Raw genomic sequence first — 11,754 nt, forward strand, 5'->3', positions numbered from 1 at the left:
CTCAGAATAAATGGCTCATGCTTCCTTTTGCATCTCGTATTGTATGCCAAACTTTATTTTTATTGAGTCTGTTAGATATCCCAGCCACAGCAACCTAAGCCTGGATTGGGGCTGGACGAATTACTGATGCTATTGGACAAGGAGGCTCGGTTAAACTGAAACTATAAATTTACGGCAATAATGTCCGCTCAATATACGGGTTTTATATGAATGGTACTCTCTATGAGAGAACGATTAGCACAAAATTGGATCGTTGGCGGTTGAGACAGTGTTCACAAGATTTGTCTGTAACTTTAAACCGAATCCCACTCAAGCCAACAATTTTATATGGACTGAGCCACCTAAATAAATAAATAATAGAAATATATAATGAACACTATCAGATATCGTCCCGCAATATGTATTGGCTTAGTAACCGCTTGGAGCTTGTTTTACTGTGCAGTATCTAGCAACTTACCTATGCTCAATAAAATGGAACTCGACATCCAGGATCATCTAATAAGACTGCATAAGCCAGGGCTTATGCCAAAAGAAATTCTACTGCTTAAGATCGAGCAGCCTGCCATTTTAGGATATAACTTTCATAACTTATATAAACTGAATACTTTCTATGCAATTTTAGTGAAAAAATTAATCAACAGTGGTGCAAAGCTTGTAATCATAAATTTGCCTACTCAAATGAGCCAGTACATAGAGCTTGATACAGAGACTCAGTTAGAACATCCCTTTCAAGAGTTGATTAGTAAATATTCAAAGCAGATTGTTTTGGTCGCTCGTCCAAGTAACTTACCCTCAGAAAATTCAGTAATAAATGATTATCATAATTTACTTCCTTTAGATAATGAAAGTATAAACCCCTCTCTTCCCCCAGAGCAGATAGTAAGTTACTTCAGATATGCAGCACATCCACAAAGCTTAGAAAGCCCAGCTCGCAAAGCCGAGTTATTCTCCTATTTTAGCTATGAAGATGATCCTGATATTAATATACATCATAAGGTTAAATCTGTGGCAACGATGGCCTTAGAAAAATTCTATATGAACTCAGGAAATATCAAAGGTTTTCAAAACCTTACTAATTTACAAACTCTTTTATCTTTTCAAATTAATTTTTGGGGTCCTGCTGATACATTTCCTAGTATTGATATTCATTTTCACTGTCCTTCCTCTCAGCTAGAGATAGAACACTGTAATCCTTCCTTTGACCCCCAATCTCTTCAGCAGCTCCAGGATAAACTTGTATTAATCGATCTTCCCGAAGGGAAAGGATTTGAAACCTATCGAGAACTATCTCCATTTGGGGAGATGTCTGTTGCAGAAGTAGAAGCTAATCAAATAGCTAGTTTGATGACCCATTCATTTCTGACAAGAATCCCGAATTGGTATGACTACATCATCACAACTTTGGGTCTTGACTTCATAAGCCTATATATACTTAGCCAAGACAAAAAGCATAAACTTATACCTGTTCATCTGCTGGTTGGCTGGCTTCTTCCGATCTTGGTAGGAAGCTATGTAGCTTTAAGTTTTATCTTGTTCTATCGAGGGTTAATTCTTCCATTATCCATCCCAATCTTAGGTTGGGTTGGAACAGGTTCAGGTGTAGCCATTTATTCAATTCTCAGGCAGTCTATCCAACAACAGCAGAAATTAGCTGAGCGACAGGCTGTTCTTTTGCAATCGCGGAAACTCCTCCATCGAGTCGCAACAGACATTCATGATGGCCCACTTCAAGAACTCAAATTGGCAATGGATAGTATTGAGCTTCTAGCCCTCAGTCATCCATCTCCCATGATTAACTCAATCTTAGATCGATTAGAAGCAGTTGGGCTTGCGCTTCGCAATCAGCTCAGCAGCACACGTACAATTGCAGAAAAGCTAGAGATTACACCAGAGCTGCAATCTGGACTGGATCGGGGGATACACCAATGGCTCCAAAAACTGATTGACTCAAGAGAATTAACCTTGACTGTCAAAGAGCATCTACAACCCTTGCGAGAACCCAAATCTGATAGTGCTTGGATTGATTCGAGAGAAGATATCTTTCGCTTTTTTCGAGAAGCGATCGCTAATGTGATTCGCCATGCCCAACCTCCAAACGGATCGGCAACGCAAGTTTCAGTCTCGCTTACTCAAAAAGATCGTCAGTGCCGATTAGCGATCGAGAATAATGGAACTAGCCTAACACCTATCTTATTAGATATTCCTCACAAAAAACGTCGTAGTGGTGGATATGGCACTAAACTGATGAAAACTATTGCCGCTGAGATACCAAATGGGGCTTGGCAAAGGGTTCCATTAGAAGGAGGTGGGATGCAGGTAACACTTGAATGGACGATGGACACCCCATAATATGATAACAAAGAAGGGTAGAACTACCCGATTAACCTACGTTTAATTGCCTCCATGCAAACTGCGATTCTGGTATTAGTAAGTTGACCATCAAGCTGATCGACATTCAGTTTTGCTTTGAGACTCTGGACGTAGTTCTGAGCTGTTTTGAGGGATATATGCATCCGATCTGCAATTGCCTGATCGGTAAGGGCTTGGTTGCATAACAAGTCCAATACCGTTCTATCCTTATCAGTCAATGGCATTTCGTTCATTAAATTACGAGGAATCTTACACTGTCCAGTTAAAGCATTACGACCTCCTTCTAGAAAAGCATTCCGTCTTTCCATTTTATTAACGACAGCAAATCCCCCTTGATGTTCAAATATTTGCTTCACGACTTGCCTTAAATAGCTTGGTTCGCTGGTATAGACGAGAACATTTAACAGAGGGTGATGCTCAAAAATGTGGTTGAGTAGCGCTAAACCTGGCTTGGCTGACTCCTCGCCTGTCAAAGTCCCAAATTGTAAGTCAACTACTACTAAATCTATGTTCTCTTGCTTGAGTTTCTCAATCCCCTCTTCAGGGGTTTCCTGAATAATGCAGGAACACTGAGGGTCTATCATCCTCAAAAAATCACAATTATTTTGACCCACTTCAGGGTGATCCTCAATGACCAGAAAGCGTTGTGTTTGATAACTCATAGTTTTACCGCCATAACTATTTTATAAGTTCTTCAGCAGACTCGTTTTCACGACTATTTAGACTTGCTATATAACCTGTGCTTTTACTGATAATGATAATCGTGAGGGAGAGAAAAGGCGAGCAACACTCGCCTTTTCTCTCCCTATTCTACTGTGTAAGCCTACAGCGTTACAATTTTGGCTTTATAACCTTTATGCTCTAGTTTTTGAACCTCTTTGTTAGCAGCTACACGATCTCGGAAAGTGCCAGCATTGATCCATTTTTTTTGATTGGGGCGGTGATACTGGACGCGGTATTCATGGCGATGTTGGGATTCAAGCGCAACTTTTGTTGTTTGCTTCATAGGCTGAGCATTGGCTTGGAGGGGAACAGCAATGCCTAGCCCAAGGGTAGCTATAGAGATGAGTGTAACCATTACCTTGTTCATAATTCAGACCTGTTTGTAAAGTTGATAGTTTTATTCTGTCCTTCAAGTATTCCGGTTGATAGAGGAGTAAGCGCAAATAATATTGCGTGTTTACGCAAGTCCGTTCAGAAAACGACTTAGAAGGAGAGCGATTGTTTTCGGGGAGAGGGGGGCAATCAGGGGTTTTAAAAATTTATCATCCCAAAGACCTTGTAGAGAAACCTTTTGAGATATTTTAGGCGAGCGAGTAAAATCGACGCAGAATAGCAAGAATCGTTGCAGTTGGTCTGACTTACCCAGATATCTACTCCATACTCTACTGTTTTTTGGCATTACAAGAATTGGTGCAAAGATGAGCTACTTCAAAACATCAGACATCCTTCTGCTATAGCTACAATGAGAAAATACTTTCGTGCGATCGGGATCTGTGTCTGTGTCGGAAAATCAAGCACCCACCTTCATCTTAGTTGACGGTCACTCCCTGGCCTTCCGCTCCTACTTCGCCTTTGCCAAAAGTCGAGACGGAGGCTTGCGAACTACGACGGGCATTCCCACCAGCGTCTGTTTTGGCTTTCTCAAGTCGCTGCTGGAAGTCATGGCGGCCCACGACCCCCAGTACATGGCGATCGCCTTTGACCTCGCCACGCCCACTTTTCGCCACGAAGCAGACGACACCTACAAAGCGGGTCGAGCAGAAACACCGGAAGATTTTAAGCCGGATATCAAAAACCTGCAAGAATTGCTCACCTATTTGAATTTACCTGCAATAACTGCTCCGGGCTACGAGGCGGACGATGTTTTGGGAACTTTGGCAAACAAAGCCAGCGCGGCCGGTTATCAGGTCAAAATCCTCACGGGCGATCGCGATTTGTTTCAATTAGTAGAAACCGACAAACACATCAGCGTATTATATTTGAGTACCGATGAGCTCAGGCGATCGGGCAAAGGCAAATCCCAAGAATACGGCCCGGAAGAAGTCAAAGCCAAACTCGGTATTTTGCCCGAACAAGTAGTAGATTACAAAGCCCTCTGCGGCGACAAATCCGACAACATCCCCGGAGTTAAAGGCATCGGCGACAAAACCGCCCTGCAATTGCTGGAAGCTTACAACTCCCTCGACGGCATTTATGCTGCTATAGATGAAATTAAAGGGGCAACCAAGAAAAAGCTAGAAGAAGGCAAAGAAGCTGCTTATCATTCTCAACGCATGGCGACAATAGTCCAAGACGTTCCCTTAGATATCAACTTAGAAGATTGCCAGCTTATAGGTTTTGACGAATCAGCCTTGATTCCAATGCTGGAAAAGTTGGAATTTAAAACATTTTTAAGCAAAGTTAAACAAATTCAAAAGCGTTTTGGCGGTGTTGAAGAACTATTGGCAAAGGGCGGGCAAGATGCCCAACCCCTACTCCCCACAATCAATTTAATGGAGAGTGGAACAGGCATCTTGCCTGTTTCTGTGGGCGAACCCGATGTCCACCCCCCAATAGATAAGTCACCTGCAACTTCTGAAAGTTCAGAAGACGATGCGTTGTGGTTTTTTAGTCCCGCAGAAACCCTAGCCGCCCAGCAGGAAAACAAACTGCCAATTAAACCCAGAATTATTCAAACAACCGAACAGTTAAACGAATTAGTCCAACTGCTGCAAACCTTCACCGACAAAGCCTCACCCGTGGCGTGGGATACCGAAACCACCGCCATCGAACCACGAGACGCCGAATTAGTCGGAATTGGCTGCTGTTGGGGAATCGGCGAAGAGGATCTCGCTTATATTCCCACGGGACATAAAACGGGCACAAACTTGGACAAAGCCACAGTTTTAAATGCTTTGCGTCCGATTTTGGAAAGCGAGAATTATCCGAAGGCGCTGCAAAATGCTAAATTCGATCGATCGATCCTGCGCTGTCAAGGAATCAAACTAGCCGGAGTCGTCTTCGACACCATGCTAGCCAGTTACGTACTCAATCCCGAAACCACCCACAGCCTCAGCGAATTGTCAAGGAAATACTTAGGCATTGTCGCCAAAAGTTACAATGAATTAGTACCCAAAAACAAAACAATTGCTGACATCAGTATTCCGGCGGTAGCCGACTACTGCGGCATGGATGTTCACACAACATTTCAGTTAGTAGGTAAACTGAGAACTGAATTAGATAAAGCTGATGAACATAACTTTCCCGATAAGTCTTTGCACAAGTTGCTGCTGGAAGTAGAACAGCCCCTCGAACCAGTTTTAGCTGAAATGGAATACTGTGGAATTCGCATTGATTCAGCTTACCTGCAAGAACTCTCGCAACAGCTAGAAAAGAGCTTAAAAGAAATAGAAGAAAAGACTTATCAAGCAGCGGGGAGAAAGTTTAATTTAGGTTCGCCGAAACAACTCAGCGAAATCTTGTTAGAAAAAATTCCGGATGAGTTTCAGAAAAAGTCTCGCAAAACTAAGACAGGATACTCTACAGACGCGGCTGTTTTGGATAAATTGCAAGGAGACCACCCGATTGTAGACGATCTTTTAGAACACCGAACATTATCCAAGTTGAAATCAACTTATGTCGATGCTTTGCCGCAGTTAGTTCGTGCTGATACCGGGCGAGTGCATACAGATTTCAACCAAACTGCAACGGGTACGGGAAGGCTTTCTTCTTCCAATCCCAATTTACAAAATATTCCCATCCGCACCGAGTTTTCGCGGCAAATTCGCAAGGCTTTTTTACCAGAAGAAGGTTGGCTGATGGTGTCGGCTGACTATTCTCAAATTGAACTGCGAATTTTGGCTCATTTGAGTCAAGAACCTGTGTTAATGGAAGCTTATCAAAATAACCGAGATGTGCATACCGTAACCGCTCAACTGCTGTTTGAAAAAGAGGAAGTAACGCCGGACGAAAGACGGTTTGGCAAAACGATTAATTTTGGGGTAATTTACGGTATGGGGGCGATTAAGTTTGGTCGCTCGATGGGCAAAACTTCAGCAGACGGTAAAAAGTTTATTGAACGATTTAACCAGCGTTATAGTAAAGTTTTTGAATATTTGGAGAAAGTAAAAAAAGAGGCGATCGCCCTCGGATACGTCACCACAATACTCGGCCGCCGCCGCTATTTAAAATTCGAGAGCGAAAGCCTCCTGGACTTAAAAGGCCGCAATCCCCAAGACATTCACTCCGATAGACTTAAATCTGTCAGCAGAGATGACGCCCAATCTTTGCGGGCGGCAGCCAACGCTCCCATTCAAGGATCTAGTGCTGATATCATTAAACTTGCCATGATTGAGGTACACAAAATTTTGCAAAACTATCAGGCGCGGCTGCTGCTGCAAGTTCACGATGAATTAATCTTTGAAGTACCCCCCGATGAATGGGAAGAATTGCAACCGAAAATTAGAACTGCGATGGAAAATGCTCTGCCACTTAGCGTACCGCTGATAGTTGACATCCACGCTGGGCAAAATTGGATGGAAACTAAATAAAACAGAGAAATATGAGCCCAACAAAAATCCCCCTTTTCCCAACAATAAAAACCTTAAGTGCAGTTGCTCTGCTATTGCTACTATTCGGGTGTCCACAAAAGTTAGCGCCCAACAACTATGCTGTCAAGCGAGTCAGCGACGGCGACACCCTTGTCGCCAGCGATAGCGCCGGAAAAGATATCAAAGTGCGTTTTGCCTGTGTAGATGCACCGGAAGTCGCGCACACAAATGCTGAGAAAAATAGCAAAGCATCAGCACTAAAAAATCAATTTAAGTGGGGCAATTTAGCGCACCAAAGAATGCAGCAGCTCGTCAAACAAGGGGGGGGTCGCGTTGTCTTGACCGTCACCGATACTGACCGCTACGGCCGCAAAGTTAGCGAAGTTCGTTTGCCAAACGGCACATTTGCCCAAGAAGTTTTGACCCGCGAAGGATTAGCAATGGTTTACCGTCCTTACTTGAAAAACTGTCCCAGTGCCAGTGTTCTGGAACAAGCGGAAGCCGAAGCTAAGAAAAATCGCCGCGGCGTTTGGGGAGATTCCAAGTTTGTTCCTGCGTGGAAATTTCGGAAGAGTGATAAATGATCGGAAGAAGGAAGTTAGGCAATGGATTGTAGAAGGGATTTAACGGATTTAACGGAGGTATTTTGACTAGGGAAACGGGATTGGCGTTCCTTACGGTTCGCTTTGACTTTTAATAATTGGTATAAGATTTAGGATGGTAGCAAGACTTTTTTAAATTTGTATTATGTTGTTGACAGGGAATCTGGGAACCTGTATCAGAGATTTACAGTCTTGGACAGATTCAGGTCTTGTTAAACCCGGTCTCTACTATAAATCGTAGGTTGAGCTGCGAGGCATCCGCCCAGAAACCGGGTTTCTAGATACTGATGGCGATCGCCCTAATTTAGTACAATACAATCAGGACGGGGTTCTGCTCCTACCGTCTGCAATCTGTGGATTTTCGGCGATAGCTGACGCCAGATTCATCTAAAACCAGACATGAGTTCGATCGCACTTTTCTCCGACCTGTTTTTTCGGAAAAGTCAACAAATGTGATAGGCTCCAGATAAACTAATAGACTGCTGACAAAAGCGGTCTATTGCAATCACCCAAAATTAACTTTAAGGGACATCAATGAATTTCAAACATCTGGTTATTTCCGGCCTTGCGCTGATCCTCGGTACTGCAATTGTAGGAAATGCGATTGCTCAAGAACTGACGGAAAACCAAAAAACGGTTATTTGTCGCTTGAAAACAGAAGTTGACCAGCGGAAAGGTAACGGTCAAAAATTAGTATTTGTGCCGTTGCTGGGCCAAGTTCGCAAGCAAGTTTCATCTCCTTTTAGAGCGACGTTGCATCCTAATGTGGAGTATGTTTTTGTTGCCACTTGCGACGGAAATTGTCAGGATTTAAACTTATCTCTCAAGGATGCAAGCGGTCAGGAAATCGCTGTGAGTCAAAAAACAGGCGAACTGGCGTCAATCTCTTTTACTCCCCCATCCCAAGGCGAATATCAAATCACTGCTAAGCCTGGGGAATGCACGACGGCAGAGGGTTGCAGTTATGGCCTGGGAATCTTCGTTCCAGCAAGTGCAAACGTACCTAATGCTTCCAAAATTCCTGCTGAGATAGCACAATTTCGACTTTGCCAGTAGGAGAACAGCGATAGAGTTGTGGGTTGCGAGTAGAGTAGAGTTTTAAATGAGAAATCTAACTCATAACTTGCAACTTATAACTCACCACTTATATCGCAACCACCAAAACGGTGAGGATGTTCTTAATTACTGAAACCATGCCTTTGACTGGTTCTTCCTTCTTGCTTTTTTTTATTCTGAGCGACTTGCACTACCCTTTGACTTCGCTCAGGAACCGCGACTTGCCTGCTCGCATCGCTGAAGGGAAGAAAGCTGAATGCAGCCGAAGATCCTTCTTCCTTCTGCTATAATTTTTTACGCATAACTGCTGCAAACTGTCAAGCCGATCGAGCTGTGGAACCCTGCAAAGACCCTACAACTACCGAAACCTAGTCCGAAGCCAGAACTTTATTTACCCTCCGGCAGGCATCAATTAGAATATAGATGGTGCCTCTCAAAGGTGACGAGTACATTGCCCATGTCTTTAACCTTAGCTTTGAAAAATCAACTGCATAACCGTCCTCAAATAGGGTTGAAAAGTCTGTTGGGCCGCTTAGGTATCAGGCAGAAAATCGGCTGCGGATACGCCTTGGTCATTGGTATTGCCGTTTTGGGTGCTGTGGCGGGACGGGGAGTAGAATCCTATCACAAACAGCAAGTTAGAGAAAAACTAGCGATCGACCGAGATAAAGCGGAAATCCTGACAAACCTCAATAACACGGTGCAGGAAGTCAGAATTCAGCAGCAAGAGCTGGCGAGTCTGACGGCCAAACCGCAAATTTTCGATCGCCAACGCTCGGAATTCCTGACTCGCGTTGCTCAGATGAGCGGCATCCTCGAACAACTGCAAACCCCGTTGCAGACGAAGAATCCCGAGATTGCCAAAGACTACCAACAGCTTCAACAGTTCGCTCAAGTCAACGGCAAAACCGTAGAATCATACTTTCAACAAGTACAAAAATTGTTGGCTACTGCGAAATTATCTGCTTTGACTCCGAAGCAGCAGCAGGCATTGGGGCAGAACTTGAACAATTTTGTGACGGGCGAAACTGCTTTGAAACTCAAACAGTTTTCCGAAGATTCAGCCCAAATGGCCGGCAACTTTCGCGATAAAGCAGATGAGGCATTTAGAACCTACGAGGAAGCAGAAAAACTTGGAACTCTGATTCTGGTTTGCTCTCTAGCAGTATCCGCCGGTATCGCAGCCCTACTTGCAGCATACACCAGCCGGGCGATCGCCCGCCCCTTAGAAGCCACCACCCTCATCGCCCAGCGAGTTACCGAAGAATCAAACTTTGATTTGCAAGTACCCGTCACTACTTCCGACGAAGTGGGAATGCTGGCAGTTTCGCTCAACGAACTCATTCAGCGCGTAGCAGAATATACAGAAGACTTGCACGAAGCAAAAGTAGCAGCCGAAGCTGCCAACCGCTCGAAAAGTGCATTTCTCGCCAACATGAGCCACGAACTCCGCACCCCCCTCAATGCCATCATCAACTACAGCGAAATGCTGCAAGAAGATGCTCAAGATTCCGGTTCCGAAGATTTTCTCCCCGACTTAGAAAAAATTCAAACCGCAGGCAAACACCTGCTGGATATGATTAGCGACATCCTCGATATTTCCAAAATAGAAGCCGGTCACGTCACCCTTTATTTGGAAAACTTCGACGTAGCAACGATGATTGAAGAAGTGATGACTACTGCTCAACCGCTAGTAGAAAAAAAAGGTAATGCTTTAGCACTGAAAACAAAAGGCGAACTCGGCACAATGTACGCCGACCAACCGAAAGTACGGCAAATTCTCCTCAATTTGCTCAGCAATGCTGCCAAATTTACCGAAAAAGGCGTCATTACTATCGGCGTCGAAAGAATGAAAATTGAAAAATCACGACCGACGAAACCAAATAAAAATAATGATTTTCAATCGGGTTCAAACTATACTTCTCAAGTTTTAATGTTTCGAGTCAGCGACACCGGCATCGGCATGACGGACGAGCAATTAGAGCAGATATTTAAACCTTTTACCCAAGCTGATGCCTCGACTACCCGCAAGTATGGAGGTACGGGTTTGGGATTGACAATTAGCCAGCGTTTGTGTCAAATTCTCGGCGGCGAAATTAGCGTCGAAAGCGAAGACGGTAAAGGTTCAACTTTTATTGTCAGTCTCCCGGAACGGGTGGTAATGCAGGCATGAAGTCAGGCAAAATATGGATTTGGACAGGGATACACGGATTAAGGATTGAGCATTCTTCAATAGTCAGGAGGCAGATGTTCAAGGAAAAAGAAAGAGGGAGGAAGGAAGAGGGAAATTTTAAAATGTATTGATATATCAATTATCAAAATAAAGAATAATTAACAACCCGATCGGGACTAACGCACAGGCTCTATCTGTAGGTGCGCCGTCTGTACCTTACATATAGAAGTTCTGCGTAAGTTTTGATAATTCCCAGGTTAAGACCTGGGAATATAGCAAGCCTACAGAACAAAGCCTTGTACAACAGTAGTTTTCAAGACTCCTTCAAAAGTGCGTTCTGTCTTGTCCACCAAGACAACGGCATTCCGCCCGTTCGGAGACAAACGAACTTCTCGGATTGAATAAGAGAACACCCAATCTTGAAAATTGTTCAGCGATCCGAGGACACGCTGCCGACCGTTATGATTAATTACAAGACGCATTGCCGCGCTTTCTTTGCCAGCAGAAGCATTTTTTTGCCGCTGTTCTAGGCGAATTTGTAAAAGCTTTGCTGTATTGACTTTGACGGCGACTGTCTCGCTTCCATTGGCTCCGGGAGTACGAGAAATAATGTTTAGTTTAGTTCCAGCTTGAGGAGGAGTTAAATTCAAAGTTTGCCTGCTATTCCAACTTTTTTGAAGCAAATCATCTTCTGCCATTTTAGTGCTTTTATTCGAGTCTGGCTCCCCATATTTAGTTTGGATACACCCATTTTTGATGCAGGAATTTGCAGCAACTTGGACAATTTGCAATTTTGCTTTGGGAATTCCCGCTCCTGTATCTCTGGAACTTTCTAGATACAAGTAGTAATTGCTGTCGGCGGAAAAACCAGACATCCGGTGTGCGGCACGCCAGGTATTTGCCAAAGCTTCAGGGGCTACTGCGATCGCGGCACTTGCTATAATACCCACATTCCGCAGATGTGGGTGGAATTTTTTTATCAGTTGTGAAAAGTTGGAACCCCAAAGTTTTTCCGTTTAAC

At 43.9% G+C, this 11,754-nt stretch carries 8 protein-coding genes; 5 read left to right on the forward strand and 3 right to left on the reverse strand.

Going from position 1 to position 11,754, the window contains the following annotated elements; genetic code table 11:
• Positions 1–459: 459 nt before the first annotated feature.
• On the forward strand, positions 460–2,349 hold the full coding sequence (locus QUA53_RS01960) for a CHASE2 domain-containing protein (protein ID WP_333248643.1): 1,890 nt from the start codon (positions 460–462) through the stop codon (positions 2,347–2,349).
• A 23-nt stretch (positions 2,350–2,372) separates the two neighbouring features.
• Here the strand turns inward: QUA53_RS01960 and QUA53_RS01965 are convergent, their stop codons facing one another.
• A complete protein-coding gene (locus QUA53_RS01965) occupies positions 2,373–3,032 on the reverse strand; it encodes a LuxR C-terminal-related transcriptional regulator (protein ID WP_333094606.1) in 660 nt (219 codons plus the stop codon).
• 161 nt (positions 3,033–3,193) lie between these two features.
• Positions 3,194–3,460 carry a hypothetical protein gene (locus QUA53_RS01970; RefSeq protein WP_333094607.1) on the reverse strand — a complete coding sequence of 89 codons (267 nt, stop codon included), beginning with the start codon at positions 3,458–3,460 and terminating at the stop codon, positions 3,194–3,196.
• A gap of 391 nt (positions 3,461–3,851) precedes the next feature.
• On the opposite strand from QUA53_RS01970, the gene polA reads away from it, so the two are divergent.
• From polA to QUA53_RS01990, 4 genes are all read left to right on the forward strand, one after another.
• Positions 3,852–6,902 (forward strand): DNA polymerase I, encoded by a 3,051-nt coding sequence (gene polA / locus QUA53_RS01975; protein WP_333094608.1) that lies wholly within the window; start codon positions 3,852–3,854, stop codon positions 6,900–6,902.
• An 11-nt stretch (positions 6,903–6,913) separates the two neighbouring features.
• Positions 6,914–7,486 (forward strand): thermonuclease family protein, encoded by a 573-nt coding sequence (locus QUA53_RS01980; RefSeq protein ID WP_333094609.1) that lies wholly within the window; start codon positions 6,914–6,916, stop codon positions 7,484–7,486.
• A gap of 552 nt (positions 7,487–8,038) precedes the next feature.
• Positions 8,039–8,560, forward strand: coding sequence for a hypothetical protein (locus QUA53_RS01985; protein WP_333094610.1), 522 nt, complete (start codon positions 8,039–8,041; stop codon positions 8,558–8,560).
• A 457-nt stretch (positions 8,561–9,017) separates the two neighbouring features.
• Complete coding sequence (locus tag QUA53_RS01990; RefSeq protein WP_333094613.1) at positions 9,018–10,733, forward strand: ATP-binding protein; 1,716 nt, start codon at positions 9,018–9,020, stop codon at positions 10,731–10,733.
• A 281-nt stretch (positions 10,734–11,014) separates the two neighbouring features.
• Here QUA53_RS01990 and QUA53_RS01995 read toward each other — a convergent pair whose 3' ends face one another.
• On the reverse strand, positions 11,015–11,683 hold the full coding sequence (locus tag QUA53_RS01995; RefSeq protein WP_333094615.1) for a DUF2259 domain-containing protein: 669 nt from the start codon (positions 11,681–11,683) through the stop codon (positions 11,015–11,017).
• Between the last annotated feature and the right edge of the window lie 71 nt (positions 11,684–11,754).

Source organism: Microcoleus sp. Pol12B3 (assembly GCF_036701355.1).
In the GTDB taxonomy this organism is placed as follows: Bacteria; Cyanobacteriota; Cyanobacteriia; order Cyanobacteriales; family Microcoleaceae; genus Microcoleus.

Bases quoted from the DNA above. Each gene is read 5' to 3' on its own strand.
- QUA53_RS01985 (WP_333094610.1), top strand. From the start codon at position 8,039: ATGAATTTCAAACATCTGGTTATTTCCGGCCTTGCGCTGATCCTCGGT.
- QUA53_RS01980 (WP_333094609.1), top strand. From the start codon at position 6,914: ATGAGCCCAACAAAAATCCCCCTTTTCCCAACAATAAAAACCTTAAGT.
- QUA53_RS01965 (WP_333094606.1), bottom strand. From the start codon at position 3,032: ATGAGTTATCAAACACAACGCTTTCTGGTCATTGAGGATCACCCTGAA.
- QUA53_RS01990 (WP_333094613.1), top strand. From the start codon at position 9,018: ATGTCTTTAACCTTAGCTTTGAAAAATCAACTGCATAACCGTCCTCAA.
- QUA53_RS01970 (WP_333094607.1), bottom strand. From the start codon at position 3,460: ATGAACAAGGTAATGGTTACACTCATCTCTATAGCTACCCTTGGGCTA.
- QUA53_RS01960 (WP_333248643.1), top strand. From the start codon at position 460: ATGCTCAATAAAATGGAACTCGACATCCAGGATCATCTAATAAGACTG.